Source organism: Shewanella nanhaiensis, from assembly GCF_019457885.1.
Classification (GTDB): domain Bacteria; phylum Pseudomonadota; class Gammaproteobacteria; order Enterobacterales; family Shewanellaceae; genus Shewanella; species Shewanella nanhaiensis.
Genome location: NZ_JAHZST010000004.1, coordinates 220,056 through 241,683, shown reverse-complemented (window position 1 = coordinate 241,683; position 21,628 = coordinate 220,056). Strand labels below are relative to the sequence as shown.

At 45.7% G+C, this 21,628-nt stretch carries 17 protein-coding genes; 4 read left to right on the top strand and 13 right to left on the bottom strand.

All coding sequences use genetic code 11. The features are described from left to right. Positions 1–3 precede the first annotated feature (3 nt). Positions 4–1,833 carry a 2-oxoacid:acceptor oxidoreductase subunit alpha gene (locus tag K0625_RS07740; RefSeq protein WP_220109170.1) on the bottom strand — a complete coding sequence of 610 codons (1,830 nt, stop codon included), beginning with the start codon at positions 1,831–1,833 and terminating at the stop codon, positions 4–6. Then, the gene (locus tag K0625_RS07735) at positions 1,830–3,626 is read right to left on the bottom strand and encodes an FAD-dependent oxidoreductase (RefSeq protein WP_220109169.1); all 1,797 of its coding nucleotides are present in this window, start codon (positions 3,624–3,626) and stop codon (positions 1,830–1,832) included. The genes K0625_RS07740 and K0625_RS07735 overlap by 4 nt, the downstream gene beginning before the upstream one ends. A gap of 78 nt (positions 3,627–3,704) precedes the next feature. On the opposite strand from K0625_RS07735, the gene K0625_RS07730 reads away from it, so the two are divergent. Further along, positions 3,705–3,842, top strand: coding sequence for a hypothetical protein (locus K0625_RS07730; RefSeq protein WP_220109168.1), 138 nt, complete (start codon positions 3,705–3,707; stop codon positions 3,840–3,842). Positions 3,843–3,875: 33 nt separating this feature from the next. Here the strand turns inward: K0625_RS07730 and K0625_RS07725 are convergent, their stop codons facing one another. The 9 genes from K0625_RS07725 to K0625_RS07685 form a co-directional block, all read right to left on the bottom strand. Then, positions 3,876–5,993, bottom strand: a complete 2,118-nt coding sequence (locus tag K0625_RS07725; protein ID WP_220109167.1) for a methyl-accepting chemotaxis protein — start codon at positions 5,991–5,993, stop codon at positions 3,876–3,878. 157 nt (positions 5,994–6,150) lie between these two features. Further along, positions 6,151–7,437, bottom strand: a complete 1,287-nt coding sequence (locus K0625_RS07720; protein WP_220109166.1) for an NAD(P)/FAD-dependent oxidoreductase — start codon at positions 7,435–7,437, stop codon at positions 6,151–6,153. 117 nt (positions 7,438–7,554) lie between these two features. Further along, a complete protein-coding gene (locus tag K0625_RS07715; RefSeq protein ID WP_220109165.1) occupies positions 7,555–8,382 on the bottom strand; it encodes an ABC transporter permease subunit in 828 nt (275 codons plus the stop codon). Beyond that, positions 8,379–9,284, bottom strand: a complete 906-nt coding sequence (locus K0625_RS07710) for an ABC transporter permease subunit (protein WP_220109164.1) — start codon at positions 9,282–9,284, stop codon at positions 8,379–8,381. Before K0625_RS07710 ends, K0625_RS07715 begins: the two co-directional genes overlap by 4 nt. A gap of 11 nt (positions 9,285–9,295) precedes the next feature. Further along, a complete protein-coding gene (potA, locus tag K0625_RS07705; RefSeq protein ID WP_220109163.1) occupies positions 9,296–10,432 on the bottom strand; it encodes a polyamine ABC transporter ATP-binding protein in 1,137 nt (378 codons plus the stop codon). 100 nt (positions 10,433–10,532) lie between these two features. After that, a complete protein-coding gene (locus K0625_RS07700) occupies positions 10,533–11,633 on the bottom strand; it encodes a polyamine ABC transporter substrate-binding protein (protein WP_220109162.1) in 1,101 nt (366 codons plus the stop codon). Between the two features lie 240 nt (positions 11,634–11,873). Then, positions 11,874–13,223 carry a glutamine synthetase family protein gene (locus tag K0625_RS07695; RefSeq protein WP_220109161.1) on the bottom strand — a complete coding sequence of 450 codons (1,350 nt, stop codon included), beginning with the start codon at positions 13,221–13,223 and terminating at the stop codon, positions 11,874–11,876. A 1-nt stretch (position 13,224) separates the two neighbouring features. Beyond that, complete coding sequence (locus tag K0625_RS07690; RefSeq protein WP_220109160.1) at positions 13,225–13,986, bottom strand: gamma-glutamyl-gamma-aminobutyrate hydrolase family protein; 762 nt, start codon at positions 13,984–13,986, stop codon at positions 13,225–13,227. 604 nt (positions 13,987–14,590) lie between these two features. Then, positions 14,591–15,139: a cupin domain-containing protein gene (locus tag K0625_RS07685; RefSeq protein ID WP_012323767.1), complete on the bottom strand. Its 549-nt coding sequence runs from the start codon at positions 15,137–15,139 to the stop codon at positions 14,591–14,593. A 281-nt stretch (positions 15,140–15,420) separates the two neighbouring features. On the opposite strand from K0625_RS07685, the gene K0625_RS07680 reads away from it, so the two are divergent. After that, positions 15,421–16,728 (top strand): NAD(P)/FAD-dependent oxidoreductase, encoded by a 1,308-nt coding sequence (locus K0625_RS07680; RefSeq protein ID WP_220109159.1) that lies wholly within the window; start codon positions 15,421–15,423, stop codon positions 16,726–16,728. A 621-nt stretch (positions 16,729–17,349) separates the two neighbouring features. On the opposite strand, the gene K0625_RS07675 is transcribed toward K0625_RS07680, so the two are convergent. Continuing rightward, positions 17,350–18,357 (bottom strand): alpha/beta hydrolase family protein, encoded by a 1,008-nt coding sequence (locus K0625_RS07675; protein ID WP_220109158.1) that lies wholly within the window; start codon positions 18,355–18,357, stop codon positions 17,350–17,352. Positions 18,358–18,509: 152 nt separating this feature from the next. Beyond that, a complete protein-coding gene (locus K0625_RS07670) occupies positions 18,510–19,388 on the bottom strand; it encodes a LytTR family DNA-binding domain-containing protein (protein ID WP_220109157.1) in 879 nt (292 codons plus the stop codon). 166 nt (positions 19,389–19,554) lie between these two features. Here K0625_RS07670 and K0625_RS07665 point away from each other — a divergent pair, with 166 nt between their 5' ends. Beyond that, a complete protein-coding gene (locus K0625_RS07665; protein WP_220109156.1) occupies positions 19,555–20,763 on the top strand; it encodes an acyltransferase family protein in 1,209 nt (402 codons plus the stop codon). A 152-nt stretch (positions 20,764–20,915) separates the two neighbouring features. After that, a complete protein-coding gene (locus K0625_RS07660) occupies positions 20,916–21,611 on the top strand; it encodes a glutathione S-transferase family protein (protein WP_220109155.1) in 696 nt (231 codons plus the stop codon). Positions 21,612–21,628 lie beyond the last annotated feature (17 nt).

Genomic DNA, 21,628 nt, shown 5'->3' with positions numbered 1-21,628 from the left:
TCCTTATCCTGCAGCCTTATCCGTTTGAACCGAAAGTTCAGTTTGAACTGACTCAGCAATAAATTGCCCTGTGATAGCCAAGCCATCATAGTGTAATACTGCGCACATGGAGGCAGGGTCTATGGTCAGCTCGTTACACAAAAGCTTCTTAACCTGCCCATCTCGATTCTGCTCCACCACAAACACACTGTCATGTTCACGGATAAAGCTAGCCACTTGAGGGTTGAAGGGAAAAGCTCTAATCCTTAAGGTATTGACTTTCACTCCCTGCTCACTGAGCAAACTCACCGCCTCAGGAATCGCCTCATCAGTCGAGCCGTAGTAAACAAGCCCAACACGTTTCGCCTTACTGTTGATGGTAATTTCAGGGGCGGGTAATCGCTTAACGCCAGTGGCAAACTTATGCTCTAAGCGCTCCATATTTTTGATGTAATCCTCCCCCTTCTCTGTGTAAGCCGCATACTCGTTATGGGAGGTCCCTCGGGTAAAGAAAGCACCTTTATTCGGATGGGTTCCCGGCAGTGTTCGATAACATACGCCATCGCCATCCACATCGAGGTAGCGTCCAAAATCACTCGCCTTCTCTAAGTCGTCAGCATCCAACACTTTACCCAGATCGTACTCATGCTTATCATCCCAGCCAAAGGGTTCACTTAAGTGAAAATTCATCCCCATATCGAGATCTGTCATCACAATGATCGGTGTCTGTAGCCTATCGGCCAGATCGAATGCCTGAGCACTAAAATCAAAACACTCTTTAGGCGTTGATGGGATCAAAAGTATCTGCTTGCTGTCACCATGAGAGGCATAAGCGCAGGTCAACATATCCGATTGCTGAGTTCGAGTGGGCATCCCAGTTGAAGGCCCTGCCCGCTGCACATTCATCAGCACTAAAGGGATCTCGGCAAAATAAGCCAAACCAAGAAACTCCGTCATCAAGGAGATCCCCGGGCCACTGGTGGCAGTAAATGCCCTAGCACCATTCCAGCCGCCTCCCATGGCAATACCGATAGCAGATAACTCATCTTCAGCCTGCACGATGGCATAGTTTTTTTGCCCGTTCGCTGGGTCTATTCGTAAACGCTGGCAGTAGGAGGCAAACTTCTCAATCACAGAGGTAGATGGGGTGATGGGATACCAGCCAACCACAGTAGCACCACCATAAACGGCACCTAGACCAGAGGCGGTATTACCATCAACTAAGATCCTGTCACCTATCAAGTCTCGCCTCTCCACGCAGATAGGAAGAGGACAGGAAAACTGCTTATTGGCGAACTCAAAACCTAGCTCTAAGGCATAGATATTGGGCCGAATTAGCTTATCTTTGCCCTTAAACTGATCTGAAACAAGATCTTTAAGCACCTGAAAGTCGATATCAAGTAGCGCAGCGAGCGCGCCCACATAGATAACATTTTTAAACAGCTGACGTTGACGGGGATCGCTGTACTCAGTGCGGCAGATATCTGAAATAGGCATGCCTAAAAAGTTTATCTCTTTTCGCATCAACCTCTGGGGCAAGATGCGGCTGGAGTCATAGAGAAGAAAACCACCTGGCTGGACTGATTGAATATCCTCCTCAATAGATTGAGCATTCATCGCGACCACCAGCTCAGGCGCCCCATCACGACGCCCCAAAAAGCCTTTCTCGCTGATCCTCACCTCAAACCAAGTTGGCATCCCCTGTATGTTAGAGGGAAAGATATTCTTTGCACTCACAGGTAGGCCCATACGCATAATGGCTTTGGCAAACATATTATTCGCACTCGCCGAACCAGTCCCGTTTGTATTCGCAAAACGCACCACAAATTCATTAATCGATTGGAATAGAGTCATAGGATGGTCGCCTTCAGATCTTTTAAGGTGAGTTTTTTCATATCCCAAGCCCCGGTCGGGCAACGCTCGGCGCAAAGACCGCAATGAAGACACATATCCTCATCTTTAATCATTAACTGACCTGTCTTTAACGGTGCGGAGATCAGTATCTCCTGCAGGGGATTGATATCGCTCACTCTGAGCTGACTTAACACGCGCTCATCGCTCACCTGCTCCACCTCATCATCGACCTGAAGAAAGTTGATGCAATCGACTGGGCAGATATCCTCACAAGCGGAGCACTCAATGCAGATAGATTCGCTAAACACGGTATGGATATCGCAATTAAGACAGCGACTGGCCTCTGCTAACCCCATCTTCTCGTCATACCCTAGCTCCACTTCGCTGGCTAACTGTTTAATGGCCTGCTTTCTGTCCATGTGGGGCACAGCATAACGAACATCTTGCTTTATCTTGTTATGATAGCTCCACTCATGGATCCCCATCTTCTGACTAACAAGATTAAAGTCACTGACTGGGCGCTCTACAACAGGATCTTTGCCCTGACAAAAGAGGTCAATTGAGATAGCAGCTTTATGGCCATGGGCGACCGCGGTAATAATATTTTTAGGACCAAAAGCCGCATCTCCACCAAAGAAGATCTTAGGGATACTGGCTTGCAGGGAGGCCTCCTCTAAAACAGGCTGATCCCATTGATTAAAGTCGATGCCGATATCACGCTCAATCCAAGGAAAAGCCGTGTCTTGGCCGATGGCGATCAGTACCTTGTCACACTCCATCAGCACAGTGTTACCAGTATCAATCAAGGTGCGCTTGCCGTTTTCATCATAGTGAGATTGCACCTCCTCAAATAAGACGCCAACAAACTTGCCCTCTCGCATCACAAACTCAAGGGGCTTATGGTTACCGATAAGTTCGACATCCTCAGCCATGGCATCGGTTTTCTCCCAAGGAGAGGCTTTCATCGCCTCTAAACTCGATCGAACCACCACCTTGACCTCTTTGCCCCCTAAACGCCTCGCTGTGCGACAACAATCCATGGCGGTATTACCTCCGCCAAGGACAATGACCCGCTTATCAATCTTTTTGGTATGACCAAAGGCCACACTCGAAAGCCAATCTATCCCTATGCTTAGATGATCACCGGCTTCATCTCGGCCCGGTATCTTTAGCTCTCGACCAAGGGGGGCGCCTGTTCCCACAAAGATGGCATCGTACTTCTCATCTAGCAGGCTTTTCATGCTACTAATGCCCTCTCCGAAACAGGTCTTCAGCCCCATATCGAGGATCAAATCCAGCTCCTCTTCAAGCACCGTTTCCGGTAAACGAAACGCTGGGATCTGAGTGCGCATCATGCCGCCCGCTTTTTGCTCCCTATCAAACAGAGTGATTTTATACCCCATAGGCAGCAGATCTCTGGCCACGGTTAACGACGCGGGGCCTGCGCCTATCAGGGCAATATGTTTACCATTTTTATCACTAGGGATGATGGGAAGGTAGGAGTTAATATCCTCCTTATTGTCCGCCGCCACTCGTTTTAAACGGCAGATAGCAACAGGCTCCTCCTCCACTCGTCCTCGACGACACGCTGGTTCACAGGGCCTATCACAAACACGCCCTAAGATGCTGGGAAAAACATTCGACTCCCAGTTGAGCATATAGGATTCAGTGTATTTTCTATCTGAGATAAGGCGAATATATTCTGGAACTGGAGTGTGGGCGGGACAGGCTTGTTGACAATCAACCACGTTGAGGAAGTATCGGAAATTAGAGGTATCTGTTTTTTTCAACATAACAACCTTAATACTGATGGGTATAGTTTTACCTTGTCTATTTAATGTACATTAATTTCAAACAAAAGGGGTGATTTTTTGTACGCATCTATAGGTAAGATTATTGGTAACTTTCAATACGATCCAAGATTAAATGAGTCAAAGGTGATAAACAGTGGGACAGAGGATATTGCCGCCCTTTTTAATGAGCGGCATTGGCAAGAATTGGGCCTTTAATACTTGAAGCTTAAGATTGTACTCAGCATAAAGTTAGGTGTTTAAACGGCCCAGTTGTTCATGTTGAGCTTTCACTAAATCGGCAAGGTTATCACTGCTGTTTAACGCCTCACCAGCAAGCCTTGAAAGTTCAGTGGCGGAATCAGAGATCCCAGTGATATTTTTATTGACCTCTTCTGTGACCGTGCTTTGCTCCTCTGCGGCAGCGGCAATATGGGTAACTTGACTCGAGATCTCATCAATCTGCCCAACAATGGCATTAATAGAAACCAGTGCAGACTCTGTTTGAGCCACCGCAAGTTTCGCCATCTCTGCGCCACTCTCTATTACGTTAGTTGCACTGCTCACCTCAGATTGAAGCGAGTTAATTAACTGCGTAATATCATCAGTGGAAGCTTGTGTCTTCGATGCCAGCGCCCTCACCTCATCAGCAACCACTGCAAACCCTCGGCCCTGCTCTCCCGCTCGCGCCGCTTCAATAGCCGCATTTAATGCGAGCAAGTTAGTTTGCTCCGCAATAGAGCGAATGACTTCAACTATAGTACTAATATTATCACTACTTTCAGACACCTTACCGACCGCCTCCTTGGCCCGATTTGACTCAGTAGACATGGTCGTGACATGGGCCATCGCTTTTGTCAGCCCCTCCTCACTCAACTTAACATTTCCAGACATAGTATCGGTTTCCGTGGCCGTCTGCTCAGAGGCCTTAGCCACCTCAAGTGCCGCTGCACTCATCTGATTCACTGCCGTTACCACGCTCTCAATCTCACTGTTCTGACCATCAACACTATCACGCATCTGCTTGGCAATACTGGCCGCGGATAAACTCTCCTCTTGGGATTGTCCCGCTAACTGTTTTAGCTCAACAATCAGGAGTCTCAACTTAGTGATAAAGGCATTAAAACCACTTCCTAAGGCGATAAGCTCGGCGTGGGATTCAACTTCTATTGATTGGGTTAAATCCCCCTCTGCACTAGCTAAGCACTCCACACGAGATTGAATCATCTTGAGGGGAGAGATAATGCTACGGATCACCACCCAGATACTAAACACTGCGACTAGGGAGACAATTACCCCTAGGCTGAGTTGCAAACGGCCTAAAGCGTTAGCCATCTCCTGCATATTGTTATTGAGTAAAATTGCAGGCTTAAATGCCTCCTCCTTAGGTACCTCTATCACTAAAGACCAGGTGCTTGCAGCTAGCGGGATCTCGATAGGGTAAGCCACGGCTATCTCATCGCTATTCTCAAAGTGACCTTCACCTTTGGCTAAATTGACTAAGCTGGAAGCTAACGCCTCTGGCAATGCCTCTTTTAGGGGGCGAGCTTTCTTATCATAATGGCTGGCAGCCACTATTAACCCTTTACTACTGAGCAGAGTAACCTTAGCTTTACCCTGAAAAAGCTCTCCTGAGAGCTCCTCAATCATCTGCTGAAATATCGGCAAGTTCAGATCCACGCCAACTAAGCCACTAAACTTGCCCCCTTTTATCACAGGCACAGTTAATGAGGTCATTAGGGCATTATTCCCTGGAGAGATCTCATAAAGGTAGGGCTCCATTAAGCAGGGACGCATACTATCTCGGGCACACAGGTACCATTCAGCTTCTCTTAACCCAAACTCATTGAGCTTATCTGCATACTTCTCATTGGCATCATCAACAGACTCCTGTGTCACACTGCCATCATCATTACGCACAAAGTAGAGCTCTAAACTGCCCGCGCCTTCGACGCTATGGCTAGTCCCCGACATATAGTGCGCATCATTACCATCGAACCCATCGGGCTCAAACTGAGCATACATGGAGGAGAGTTGACTGTTCTTTCTCAGTATTGAGCCAATATTAGCCTCAGCGCCTTCACGAGTTAAAAACTCAGTACCAGAGCTCTCCTCTATCATGCCGGAAAAAGCATAGGGAATACGGTAGGCTTCATTAATAAATCCCGCCACCTTTTGACCATACTCACCCGCCTTAGCCTCTAGTTTTGCTTGAGTTTCCTGATGTATGGTTTCCTGCACCTGAGCGGTTATCTCAGCATTATTTCTGTCTAAAGCCCACCATAAGGTGACAGATAAGATGGTAACAATAGAGAGAAAAAGGCCGGAGGTGATCCAGAGTAATTTAGTGCTGATAGGAAGATGTTTCATCGCGGTCTCCGAAGCTCTCCCTAACGGTAAGTTAAGGACTAACTTAAAAATAGCAGGCATGGGAGCAAGCGCCATCACTTGGCTTACTCATATCCCTTTATCCCCTAAAAAAGAAAAGCTGCCCCATGGCAGCTTAATCTCACAGGTAAAACAAATATCATCTCCCGAACTTGTCTCTCATGGTGTAATACCAAGCGCCAATCGCACTAAATGGCACCTTAAACATATGGCCACCGGGGAAAGGATAGTGAGGAAGACTCGCAAATGCATCGAAGCGCGTCGCTTGGCCCTTTATCGCCTCGGCTAAAATCTTGCCAGCAAGATGCGTGTAGGTCACGCCGTGACCGCTACAACCTTGGGAGTAATAGATATTATCGCCAATGCGCCCAACTTGCGGCAAACGCGACAGAGTCAGCAGAAAGTTACCCGTCCAAGTATAATCTATCTTCACATCTTTAAGTTGTGGGAAGGTTTCTAACATCTTAGGACGAATAATCGCCTCGATATCAGCAGGGTCGCGCGCCCCATAGACCACACCGCCGCCATAGATAAGACGCTTATCACCAGATAACCTAAAGTAATCTAACAAGTAGTTACAATCTTCAACGCAGTAGTCCTGTGGCAACAAGCTATTGGCCAGTTCATCGCTTAATGGCTCAGTGGTTAACACTTGGGTACCACAAGGCATAGATTTCGCTTGCAGCTCAGGCATCAAACCATTGAGGTAGGCGTTACCAGCCACCACCACAAATTTCGCTTTCACCGACCCTTTAGCCGTATGAACCAGAGGATTATCACCTTGGTCGACGCGGATCACGGCAGAGTCTTCAAATATCTTGCCCCCCAAAGATTCAACCGCAGCCGCCTCCCCTAACGCAAGGTTGAGTGGATGAATATGGCCACCACTTTTATCAAGTAGTCCGCCAACGTAACGCTCAGAGTCCACCACATTGCGGATCCCTTGGCCATCAAGCAGCTCAAGGTGCCCCATATGCCCATGTTTCTCCCATAGAGACTTTTGCGCCTCAAGGTGCCCCATCTGTTTTGGGTTAATGGCAGCAAACACACCACCATCTTTTAGGTCACACTGAATATGGTATTTATTAATTAACCCTTTAATGATCTTAGAACCTTCGAAGGCCATCTCACCAAACAGTTTGCCATTTTCAACGCCCACGGTTTTTTCGATGGAGTCGATATCACGGCTAAAACTGTTAACTATCTGTCCGCCATTGCGACCAGATGCCCCCCAACCAATTCTGGCGGCTTCAAGTATTGTTACGCTAAAACCCAGCTCTAACAGGTGGATTGCTGTCGATAGGCCCGTGTATCCGGCACCAATAATACAGACATCAGACTCAATATTGTCGGCGAGTTGAGCCCGCTCTACTTTGTCATTCGCCGATGCTGCGTAATAGGAAGCTGCATGAGGTACGCTTGTCATAACCTTCACCTACTGTTGATTGTTCAGTCTGACGCCATAACAAGGAGTTAAACATCTTGTTATGACGCTTATTTTTACTCGCCATATCCCATATGGAAATACAGCTTTATATGTTCACTACATGGCTGGCGGCAAACTCCTCTTTTCGCTGCGCCTTGCAAAATACCAGGAGATAAATGCGATTAAGGAGACGGTCAAAATGATCAAGGTCGCCAGGGCATTAATCTTAGGTGATACCCCCATACGCACAGACGAGAACACCACCATAGGCAGCGTCGTCGCGCCAGGGCCCGAGGCAAAGCTGGCAATCACTAAATCATCCAGTGATAGACTAAATGAGAGTAACCAACCCGCCATCAGTGAGGGCGTTATCATAGGTACTGTGATGTAGAAAAATGTCTTAAGAGGGGTTGCCCCTAAATCCTGAGCCGCCTCCTCTATCGACTGGTCAAGCTCACGTAACCTTGCCGACACCACCACAGCCACATACGCTGCGCAGAAGGTGGAGTGGGCTATCCACACCGTTAACATGCCTCGCTCAGCCGGCCAGCCAAATAGATCGGCCATATGCACAAAGAGCAGCAGCAACGACAGGCCCGTGATCACTTCCGGCATCACCAGCGGCGCGGTGATCATATTAGACAGGGTCATCTTGCCCCATGAGCGCTTAAATCGCGTCATCACAAAGGCCGCCATGGTGCCCAATATCACCGCCATGGTGGAGGCAAAAAAGGCAACTCGCAAGCTAGTCCATACTGCATCTAATATCTGTTGATCCCGAAACAGCTCACCATACCACTTAGGTGAAAAACCGCCCCAAACGGTGACCAGTTTCGACTCGTTAAATGAGTAGATAACTAAGATAAACATCGGCGCATAGAGGAAAAACATTCCAGCCCAGAGCATGATGGTCGAGAAACTCATCTTCTTTAATCTGTTACTCATACCTCTTTCTCCATGCTTCTAGATTGGTAACGATGGAATAGAGTGATAGGAATAATCAGCAAACCTAACATCACAATCGCCAGTGCAGAGGCCACAGGCCAATCTCGGTTATTGAAGAACTCCTGCCACAATACTTTACCTATCATTAGAGAATCTGGACCACCCAGTAACTCAGGGATCACAAACTCACCCACCACAGGGATAAACACCAACATAGAGCCGGCTATCACCCCACCTTTAGAGAGAGGCAAGGTGATTTTCCAGAAGGTATTGAGGGATCGTGAGCCTAAATCTGATGCAGCCTCAAGTAAGCTGCCATCGAGTTGAGACAAGGTCGCATAGAGAGGTAAGATCATAAACGGCAAATAACTGTAGATAATCCCGATATAAACAGCAAAATTGGTATTCAGCATCTGGATTGGCTCTGAGATAACACCAGACCAGAGCAGAATATTATTAATCACCCCATTGTTACTCAAGATCCCCATCCAGGCGTACACACGAATAAGGAAGGAGGTCCACGAAGGTAGCATCACCAACAGAATCAACAAGGTCTGCTTCTCCTTAGGCGCTCTGGCAATGGCGTAGGCCATCGGATAGCCAATCAAGAGACAGCCTAAGGTGGTGATAAAGGCCATCTTCAATGAGCCTAAGTAAGCATACAGATAGAGCGAGTCATCGAAGATCAGCAGGTAATTGCCTAAATTCAGCAAGATCTGCAGCGACTCATCGGCATAGCTAAACAACGATTCATAAGGTGGAATAGAGATGGCTGCTGTCGACAGACTGATCTTAAGGACGATAGCAAAGGGAAGAGCGAAGAATAACAGTAGCCAGAAATAGGGAACCCCTATGGTCCAGCATTGCCCCTTGGGCAGTTTAAACGTGAGTGGCTTTTTCATGCTATGCCCTCCTATGATCTGAGGACCACTCCGCTGGTGGCCTCCCAACTGATGAAGACCTTATCTTCCCATGTAGGAGGGTCTGAGCGTCTATCACGGTTAGTCATCACAGATTGGATCACCTGATTGTTGGTCAAACGAATGTAATAGACTGAGATCCCACCAAGGTAGGCAATATCTTCAACCACGCCTTGGCACCAGTTGTATTCATTTTCAGGCTGTTCACGACTAATACGTGCTTTCTCTGGTCTCACCGCTAACCAAACTGTCTTATCTTCCACATTGGTCGATACCCCGTGACCAATATAGAATTTCGTTTCAAGATTGGGCGACTGTATGATGGCGTGATCCGCCACATCGACCACTATCTCCCCCTCAAAGAGGTTCACAGAGCCAATAAATTCAGCCACCATTCGTGAGGAGGGACTCTCGTAGATATCCATTGGTGAGCCAGTTTGCGCTATCCAGCCCTGATTCATAATGGAGATCCGCTCAGCCATGGTCATCGCCTCCTCCTGATCATGGGTCACCATGACGCAAGTCACGCCAACGGCCTCAAGAATATCGACGACCTCGAGCTGCATCTGAGTTCTCAGCTTCTTATCCAGAGCCCCCATAGGCTCATCGAGCAGCAGCAACTTAGGTCGTTTTGCTAAAGAGCGCGCCAATGCAACACGTTGACGCTGACCACCAGATAACTGAGCAGGTTTACGCTTAGCGTACTCCTCCATATGTACCAGTTTGAGCATCTCTCCCACTCGAGCGGCGATCTCATCTTTAGGTAACTTATCTTGCTTCAAACCGAAGGCGATATTCTGCTCAACCGACATATGAGGAAACAGAGCATAGGATTGAAACATCATGTTTATCGGTCGTTCATGTGGCGGCATATCAGTGATATCGACCCCATCGAGATAGATACGCCCCTCTGAGGGTTTCTCAAAGCCTGCCAACATACGCAGCAAGGTGGACTTACCAGAGCCAGAGCCTCCCAGCAGTGCAAAAATCTCCCCTTGATTGATCTCTAACGACACATCATCGACAGCGCGAACATCATCAAATAACTTACTGACCCGCTCAATTTTAAGCAGGACTTTTCCTGGCGTCTTTGTAGTTGGTTTATTGGTGACGCTTGAGGTGGTAGTCATAATACTTCTCCACTAAAGGCGCCACATATCAGTGGCACCTTCGGCAATTTTTAACGAGAGGTGGAACTTGGACCAGTAGCGCTGGCCCAATTTAGGTCTATTAGTAACCTGACTTCACTTTGGTCCAAACACGTGTCATCGCACGTTGAGCCTTCATCGGACGTACATCGGCCACATAGAGGCGCTTTAGTACTTCAGGCGTTGGATAGATAGCCGGGTCGCTTAAGATCTCTTTATCGACTAAGGCTTCCGCCGCCGCATTTGGATTCGCGTAAGCAACGTAATCGGTAATAGGCGCGATCACCTCAGGGCGAAGTATGTAGTTAATAAAGGTGTGAGCGTTTTTCACATTGGCAGCATCGGCAGGAATCGCCAACATATCGAACCAAAGGTTCGCGCCCTCTTTAGGAATTGAGTAACCAATCACCTGACCATTTTCCGCTTCTTCGGCGCGAGCCGCTGCTTGGAACACATCGCCTGAGTAACCAAAGGCAACACAGATATCACCATTAGCGAGGTCAGTAATGTAGCGTGATGAGTGGAAGTAGGTGACAAAAGGGCGCACCTTATCTAACACTTCACCCGCTTTTTTGTAATCAGCCTTGCTATTACTGTTGGGATCTAACCCTAAGTAAACTAAAGCCATAGGTAACATCTCATCGGCAGAATCGAGCATTGAGAGGCCACACTTTGATAGCTTTTCAGCATATTTAGGATTAAACAGCAGCTCAAGAGAGTCAGTCGGTGCATCTTCACCTAAAATCTCTTTCACTTTACCTTCGTTATAGCCTATGCCAGTCGTTCCCCATAGATACGGCACAGAGTACTCATTACCCGGATCCGCCGCTTCCAACTGCTTCATTAAGTCGGCTTTAAGATTCTTATGGTTAGAGAGTTGAGCGACATCTAGCTTTTGAAAAGCCCCAGCCTTTATCTGCTTAGCGAGGAAGTTATTCGATGGCACCACAAGATCATAACCAGAACGGCCCGATAGCAGCTTAGCTTCAACCACTTCGTTGCTATCAAATACATCATAGATAACACGAATACCTGTCTCTTTTTCAAAGTTAGCTAAAGTATCTTCGGCAATATAATCGGACCAGTTATAGACCCTAACTACCTCTTCAGCCATCACGTTAGTGTTTGCTAACACACCTGCACCGATTAAGGCTAACGTGGTTATTTTCTTAAAAAACTTCATGCTATCTCCTTGATTTAGCGTAGCAACAGTCCATGACTGTTGTCTGTCATTGTTTACCGGTCAAGCCGGTTTTAGTTCTTATTTTAACCAATGCTACACCTTTAAAACCGCACCGGCAGTTTGCACAGCCAACACCTGAATAGAGATCTATTCAAACGTATTCCCGATCACTTTCTTACTTAATTAACGCGTCACTTACGCTCAGAGCCATCCCAACATGGCCCAGAGATAACTATTGGACTAAACGGTCAGCAGCAGATATTCACGCTCCCATGAACTGATCACCCGCTTATAACTGGCCAGATCCGCCTGCTTCACCGCGATATAACCTGTGGTAAACGCCTCACCAAGGTATTCACGACATGCCGTACTTTCAGACATCACAGCCAAGGCTTCCTCAAGGGTTAGCGGTAGGCTGATACTCTGGCGAGACTCGTTCGCCCTGCCCTGTACTGGAGTCGAAGGTTTCACGTCATCGACCATGCCGATATAACCCGCGAGAAGACTCGCTGCGATAGCTAAATAGCTGTTGGAATCAGCGCCAGCAATACGGTTCTCAATACGCAGATTTTGTGGAGAGGACTCAGGGATCCTCAGCCCACAGGTTCGATTCTCTTCGCCCCACTCGAGATTAATTGGCGCAGAGGTGCCTGGTAGGAAACGTCTAAAAGAGTTCACATTGGGGGCTAACAGTGGAAGGAATTCAGGGACATATTTTTGTAAACCGCCGATATAGCTAAAGAAGAGTGGCCCCTTAGTGCCGTCATCTAAAGAGAAGATATTTTTCCCAGACTTAAGATTTATCACACTTTGATGTAAATGCATCGCACTACCTGGCTCATCGGCGACAGGCTTGGCCATAAAGGTGGCACATACATTATGCTTTAATGCTGCCTCACGTAGGGTACGTTTAAACACAAACACCTGATCGGCTAGAGATAGTGCATCACCGTGGCTGAAGTTGATCTCCATCTGAGCGGTACCCTCTTCATGGATCAGGGTATCAATATCTAGCCCCTGCTCTTCACACCAGTCATACATATCTTCAAACAGGGGGTCGTACTCATTGGCAGCATCAATAGAGAAGGATTGGCGGCCTGATTCTTGGCGGCCACTACGGCCAACAGGTGGGATAAGCGCTTGATCTGGATCTTCATTTCTGCGGGTCAGATAGAACTCCATCTCGGGAGCTACCACAGGTTTCCAGCCCTTATCTTCATAAAGTTTAAGCACTTTTTTCAAAACATTGCGTGGTGAGAGCTCAATCGGGTTACCCATCTTGTCATAGGTATCATGGATAACCTGAGCCGTTGCTTCTATTGTCCAAGGCAGCTTGAACACTGCATCTTCATCGGGAACACAGATAAAGTCGATATCCGCTTTATCCAATAACTCATCGTAGGGCTCATCTTCCACATAATCACCTGTGACAGTCTGCAGCAGCACACTCTCAGGCATTCTCATCCCTTTCTCATCGATAAACTTATCAACCGGTGCAATCTTGCCACGGGCAATACCCGTCATGTCACTGATCACACACTCAACTTCGGTAATTTTATGCTCTTTTAAATAAGCGGTTAACTTCTTCATTTTATCTCACTCGGTTCATTGCACGGCGTTGGCAAGCATCACTAAACTGTTTGAAAATGGCGGTGTAAAAAGGATGTTCAAGCACCTTCCATTCCGGATGCCACTGGACGCCCAGTGCGAAATTTTTAGCCTCTCTCACAGAGAAGGCTTCGACTAATCCATCTGAGGCAAACGCCTCCGGCCGTAACCCGACACCCAGACGATCGACGCCTTGGGTATGCACAGAGTTAACCTCTGCAGAGTTACGGCCCCACGCCTCGTGAAGCAACCCTCCAGGTTCTATCTGTACCTCATGGGAGATCCCATACTGCACATCTACTGGCTTACTCTTATCTTCTCTATGTTCAAGAAAACCGCCCACTTCATGGAGTTTTTGATGAAGTGTGCCGCCATAAACCACATTCATCTCCTGAAAACCACGACAGATAGCGAGCACAGGAACTCCCGCATCAATAGCCGCTTTTAATAGAGGAAGTGTGGTCGCGTCTCGCTTAGGATCGTGATGGGTATCCGCTTCACTGGGTTGTCCTTGAAAGTGATGCGGCTCAATATTCGATGGTGAACCGGTAAATAAAATGCCATCTAGCCTAGGTAGAATTGATTCAGCTGGACAATGCCCAAGCGAAGGGATCACCAAAGGCCATGCATTAGTCGCATCGGCAATGGATAACAGATATTTTTCGCCCACGATATTAAAAGGATGTAAGCCTAACTCTTGATTGCACGCTGTCACCCCAATGACAGCAAGCCCTGCATCCGACATAAATCACCTTTCTCGTTATATTTTCGTTTTTATTATGTTTATAAGAGCACTTAGTTGTGAACACGACCTGACCAGATGTTCACTTTATCAAACACTACACTGAAAAAAGCACACAGGCAAGCGCATAAATGAATACAATTTTAACCCCGAAACAAAAACAACAAAAACATTAGTAATAACATGGCAATAGATAATTAAATATTGTTAACACCTTGCAGTTATCGAGCCATTTGGCAAGATATTCAATCAAAATAACGCTGTAATTCAACCTTGACGCAGTTCACAGAAACAGACTCACCATGACCAATATTATTTACATAAGCTGTACAGTAAACACACTGCCAAATAGCGCCAACAGGCTGTAAGCACTAAGGTATTTCTAAAGAGCAGCATTTCTAACCAGTAGAATTATATAGAGCAGGGTTTTGAAAGGTGAGAGAAGTTTAGAATTCAGCCCAACAAACGCTAACAGTAAATAAGATGTTAAAAGCTAATACGCTCAGTTGGGTAGATGCACTGAGCGGAAGGGTCAGTGACTGACAGCAAGATTTAGGCACAAAAAAAGGGCCTAAGCCCTTTTAATCTTCTAATAATACAAACAAAGTTAGAAGTTAGCTGGCGTGGTTGCGCTCACTATTCGGCAATCCTCATCGAAAGGATTTCTGAACCTATGGGGCGTCTCACTATTAAAGTAATAGCTATCTCCAGTTTCAAGAATAAACACCTCGTCACCCACCGTGAGCTCAAACTTGCCCTCTATCACGATGGCCGCTTCCTCCCCCTCATGTTTCAGCATCTCTTCACCAGTATCAGAGCCAGGTGGGTAGGTTTCACTCATCACTGACATAGCTCGGTTGGGATAATCCCGACCCACCAGCTTGTAATCTAAATTACCATCGCCAATATCGAGCAGCTCGTCACTGCGGTAAACAACCTTGGCTTCACTCGCCGCAGTATCTTCCATGGAGAAGAAGTCGACTAATGACATAGGTAATCCAGATAGTACTTTCTTTAACGAACTTACCGATGGACTGACACTGTTTTTCTCAATCATTGATATAGTGCTATTGGTGACGCCAGCTCTTTTCGCAAGCTCACGCTGGGATAACCCCTTAATTTTGCGGACAGCCTTGAGACTAGCTCCAATATCCAAATCTATCTCTCCTATCAAAACACGCTACCAAGGCGAAACTCGTCAACCTTTGTATCAAAATCACTCAATCTATTCCCCATACTAATTTGTATCTGACCAAAAAGCATGTTAAATATAATCAACACCCGTGAATTATATAGGACTATCAGCAGATGTATAGCGCTCTAAGTCCCAAAGATTCTTAAAAAGTCGTATTTTATAACTAAATTGCGATAATCGATAAGTAAAACCTAATAACTGAAAACGTATATCTAATAACAATAATAAAGTTTGGAGAGATAATGTCCGTCAGCAGCCCAGTTCACAGCGACCAATACCCCGCCTCCTACTATTTCAGCACCGCTAAGGAGCTCCATGAGCATCCTCAGTTGCAGGAGCAGATAAGCGCCGATGTATGTATTGTTGGCGGTGGTTTTAGTGGAATAAATACCGCCATCGAACTGGCCCAGAAAGGTTTCTCAGTGGTCCTTCTGGAAGCTAAACGTATTGGCTGGGGTGCATCGGGCAGAAATGGTGGTGAGCTTATTCGTGGTATTGGTCACAACGTTGCTCAATTTGAAAACATCATAGGTAGCGAAGGTGTCGAAGCCATCAATCAGATGGGCTATGAAGCGGTTAACATCGTCAGGCAGCGTGTTGCAGAGCACAATATCGACTGTAACCTGCAGATGGGTTACTGCGACTTGGCCATAAAAGCCCGCCATATGACAGAGCTTCAAGAGGATTATGATGACCTTCTTTCTCAAGGTCGAGGCGAAGGTTTTACCCTGTTACAGAAACAGGATATCAAACAGGTTATCGGTTCAGACTGCTATGAAGGCGCCCTTGTGGACATGAACAGCGGCCACCTTCACCCGCTCAACCTCGCACTAGGTGAAGCCAAAGTGGCTAAAGCTTTGGGCGTTAAGATGTTTGAGTACAGCGCAGCAGAGAAGATCATCAAGGGAGACAAGCCCCAAGTCATTACCGCTAAAGGTCAGGTAAACTGCCAATATCTGGTGCTGGCTGGTAATGCTTATATTGGCCATAAACTCGACAGTTACGTAGGTGGGAAAGTGCTCCCAGCCGGCAGTTACTTGCTGGCCACAGAGCCGTTAACCGATGAGCAGTGCAAAGAGATTATTCCGCAAAATATGGCTTTTGCTGACTTGCGTATCGACTTAGATTACTTTCACCTCTCAGAAGATAACCGCCTGCTCTTTGGCGGGCTTTGTACATACTCAGGTAAAGATCCTAAAGATATTGAAGCGGCTCTGCGCCCAAATCTTGAGAAGGTATTCCCTCAGTTAAAGGGAGTAAGAATCGATTTTGAATGGGGAGGCATGATAGGCATAGGCGCCAACCGCCTGCCACAAATTGGCCGACTACCGGATTGTCCCAATATTCTCTACGCCCAAGCCTATGCAGGCCATGGCGTCAACGCCACCCATATGGCAGCAAAGCTAATCGCCGAGGCGCTTACCGCACAAGCTGAGCGCTTCGATATTTTTGACAAGGTGCAACATATGACCTTCCCCGGCGGGCCGGTTTTTCGCTCACCCATGTTGGCAGCAGGGATGTTGTACCATCGGATGAAGGACCTCTTTTAGTCTCTAAAGAGGTTGGTGAGAAACTCGATTATTGTCAGCCGCTACTTGTTCGAAGTTAACTTTAGTAACGGGTTTGTGGCTGATTGATTAGTCTAAAACCTACTGAATTCAGACTTACTTCAAAACCTTTTGCAAGTTGATAATTGGTGCTTGATATTTTACTGGGTACCAAATTTTTATTGGTGTTTATTGCTTGCAGCAGGCCGATGTGCAAACACTTCTGTGACACGGCGTAAATATATCTGACCTCCAGGGATGGAGGAAATGCAGAAAAAATGTCTGGAACATTTTCTGCCCTATGGGCTCTACGACTTCAAACAACTTCCCTGTTAAACAGCCAGTTCGATATCCCTATCTCTCGCTCAAAGAGTTCCACTTCGTGTAACTTCGCCATGCTTCCAAAGGTCACAGCCGCGTTCACACCTGAGTGTCTATCTCTTCGATTTAAGATTTGTGTCGGTAGCCTGTAAATAGCTATTAACCTATAAGTGAACTCTTGTAATGCCTTTCTCGCTGTTGCTCTTCTCCGTGGTCTCTGTGACCTCTGTGGTGAATTGCTTTATCTTGGAATGAAGATCTTGGACGCCCAAGGGGATGCCTTGGGCGGGCCGAGTGGGCGAATTATAGATACTCTCTAAACCAGTTAACGAGTTCTGTATTGGCTTTCTCTTTATTTTGCATCAAGCCGTGATTATCGTCTGGGTATAACACAAGTTTATGGGGGATCTTGTGCTTTGATAAGGCATCAGCAAGATCAATAGAATGATTTACTGACACTCTTTTGTCATTAGTGCCATGAAGAAGCAAGATAGGGACATCTGCAGATAACTCACCTACCCAGCTCAGTACTGAACGTTTCTCTAGTTCAGACACTTTATTCTTCTCATAATCGGGAATGCGCTTCTTAAACACTAACTCCATTTTGGGTCTATAAGTGAGCCCCTTTAACAGATCAGATGGGCCTGCAAGGGTTGCAATAGCCTTAATATTCTTGATTCGCTTAGTCGCTAAGTGTGTCTGCATTCCACCTCTGCTAGCCCCATACATTCCAATACGGTTATTGTCTGCACCTTCAATACTTGGAATATAGTCTAATAGCGCAATAACATCATCGACGTCTTTGCCACCGAACTCGTCAAGGGAGTCATCTTTTGTAAATGTACCTCGGTATTGGCTACCAATAATAATAAATCCTTCATCAGCAATAGGAAATATATTATGCATCATTGAGCCAAGAACAACTCCGCCAAACCCTCCGTTGCCACCACGGTTATAAATTAACACTGGTAGGTCATTTTTAACTAGTTTGGGCTTAATGATATAACCATAAACAGCTTGTCCATCAACAAAGTATTCAAAGGTTCTACAAGATAACTTGTCTTTGAAATAGTTAAATTTTTCTTTACCAAAAATAGCATCAAACTGAGCTAATTTTTGTTCTACCTTAGCATCAGGTTTTGCCCTTTTTCTGTATTTTTTCTCTATAAAGCCACGCCATGAATCATAGTCAGAAAAATTTTGACTAAAGCAGTCAGTTTGTTTTTTGATACGTTCATCATTGATTAAGTTGGATGCTTGGGCTCCAAATGATGAAATAACTAAAGTAAAAACCAATATATATCTATTCACATAAACTCCCTGTTGGTGATAATTCGATTAAAGATGGGCAATCAATCCATTCAGGCATTGTTCATTAATCTATGGCAATGCCCCGACCTTAATAATCAGCAACCTAGACTACTTCGAAAGCAACTTCAATGCCCTTAAAATGAATATAGCGACTATGTTGATCCCACTGACTCTGTTTTAATTCGATGAAACTCCTCTTTATAACGGCGTGAAATTCGTAGTTTTTTACCTGAATGTAGAGTGAGCTCGGCATCGCCACTGGGCATTGGCTCAATGTAGTTAACGTAATTTAAGTTAACGGCAAAGGAGCGGTGAATTCGGCATAAAGCGTGTGAAGCGTCCCGTTCAATGAATTCGGCTAAGGTACTGCGTGTTGGGTAAACTTGGTCTTCTATGTGCAAATTGACATAGTTTCCAGCCGATTGTACCCACTCTATCTGCTCTGTCTTAATTAAGAACTCTTTACCTAACTTTTTGACAAGCAGGAGTTTGGTCAATGATTTAGCTTCTTTTTGCTCCGTATCTATACACCGAACATCCCCTAAATATTGAGCTACTACCTGGCGATAAGCGGCGATGACAATGACAAAAAAGCAGAAACTCCATAGATCTTTTCTTAACTCATAAATCAATTCATAGCCTAATTCAGCCGTCGACTTTGCAAAGTCATAATCAAGTGATGAGAACAGATAACTGAACTCTCTTATGCTGACCATGAGTCCGATATGGCAAAAAGAGAACACAAATGCCGCGACCAAGTAGGTCAAAAATGAAGAGCTTGAATGCTGCCATTGCCATGGCTTCTTCGTCATAAACAGCGCAATAAAGGGGAATAGTATTAAGGTTGAAATGGCACTTGAGAACTCCCATACAAACGGCTCCCATATAACGAAATTTACGCTCTGTTCTCGGCCCGCTTCCATGGTCTCAGAAGTGGCATTTATGCTGGCATTGATAAAGAAATACACTAGCAAGGCTAGAGTTTCATAGCGCGTTTTATTATTTTGAAAATGAAGCGGCGTTAATGGCATCTTCTGATCATTCCTTTTATCCCTGTATTCCACCACTTATCACTAATCTCTTTCATTTCAGTTAAATAGTGACAAGGCAGTCCCTCTTTATCGATATAGTTTGCAGAATACTATCCCGGTAAACAAGTCATAACCTATGGATTCAACTAACGAAAAGGAATGCGATATGCAGTCTAACCGACTTCATCAACTTGACTGGCTGAGAGTAATTGCTATTGGGTTACTGATCTTGTTCCACATCGGCATGGTTTATGTGCCTGATTGGGGCTTTCATTTCAAACATGAAGCATCATCAGATGGATTAAAAAACCTGTTACTAACACTGTCACCTTGGAGAATGGGATTACTTTGGTTGATCTCTGGCGTAGCCCTTAGGCATATGTGGAATAAACGCAGCGATTGGCAACTCATATTAACTCGCAGCACTCAGCTCCTATTACCACTCTTGATTGGGGTATTAGTTATAGTCCCGCCACAGCTATACATAGAGATGACACAGGCTGGCAAGATGCCGTTAGACTTTGGGGATTTTCTGTTTGCACTCTATGTCGACCCCAAGCACTATTTCGACGATTATCAGAGTGGTATTTGGCCTCACTTCGATGTCAATCACTTATGGTTTTTACGCTCACTTTGGCAATACAGCGTGATTCTATTGCTTCTAGCACCGTTATTAACCAGCAGATGGGGCCTGAGAGTAACCCATCTATTAAGTGGACACCTCAAGCTCCAACTCGGGATCTGTATTGTTTCTATCTTATTAATTGAAACCTTGCTAGAAGGTGAACAGATAAGAGAGATATATGGCTTCTACTTGCTGTTATTTGGATTTCTACTCGGCAGTCATCATCTATTCTGGCAAAAACTCAAAGCATCTTGGCTGCCGATAACACTCTTGGCGCTCAGCGCTCTAATTTTACTGCAATTTGTATTTGAGTTTATTTGGCAAACTGGCCCTCTGCAAGAGAACAGATACGCGGTTACAGTTGGGTTAACAATCTATGCACTAGCCAAGACTCTGCCAGTATTTGCTGTCGCTGCTCTAGCCAGCCGTTTCCTCCAACAAGAATCATCCATTATTCGCAAACTCAACCTTTGGGTATTTCCAATCTATATCTTGCACCAGAGCATCATCATAGTCGTTGCGTACTACTTAACTCAATATCAACTTCCTCTTATGATAGAGGGCATCTTAGTCACAATACTGACATGCCTCACCTGTTATTTAGCCATTGTGCTTCTAAAGCAATCCCCGTTACTGCAACCTATGTTCGGCATAAGGTTAATAACGAAAAAGCCCCTCTATCACTCGCCATTATGGCGCTACAGCATAACTATAAGCTGCATACCTATTATGCTAGCGCTTATAAGTTAGCCTCTAAAAGTAAGAGGTGAGCCCGACAGCTTAACTCTAACTCGTTCCCACAAGCACTATATCGAAATTATTTTCAAAAAAGTTTCGTCTTTTTCTGCTCCTCTTCGTCTTATGGGTGTGAATAAAATTTACCTTTATTGAGGAAGCGTAGAATGATCAAAATAGTTAGTTTTAAAATCTGTCCGTTTGTCCAGCGCGTAACCGCAGCACTTGAAGCAAAGAAGATCCCTTACGAGATTGAGTACATCGACTTAAATAATAAACCCCAATGGTTTCTTGACGTTTCACCTAATGGGCAAGTGCCTATTATGATCACAACTAATGGTGTGACTCTGTTTGAGTCAGATGCCATTATTGAGTACATTGATGACGAGCATGGTCCATTAGAGCAAGGTGTAACTAATGAACAGCGCGCATTAGACAGGGCTTGGAGCTATTTAGGCTCAAAGAATTATCTAACTCAATGTGGAACCATGAGCAGTAAAGATAAAGCGACGTTTGAGCAACGTACAGATAAGTTCCAAACCGCTTTTCACAAGGTTGAGAAGCAGTTGTCGGGTCAGAGTAAATTCTTTAAATCTGATACCTTAAGTAACATTGATATCGCCTGGCTACCTATACTCCACCGTGCTGCCATCGTTAAGGCGCACTCTGGGTTTGATTTCCTATGTGGGTTGCCTAAAGCACAGGCATGGCAACAAGCTGTGTTAGCTACAGGCTTAGCGGATAAATCCGTTGCAGCAGATTTTAATGAGAAATTTAGCGACTTTTACCTAAGCAACACGTATCTCACTGAAGGAAAAGATATACAAAGTACGGCTTGTCGTTCAACTAGCTGTTGTGGCTAACCATTAAAAACGGTTAC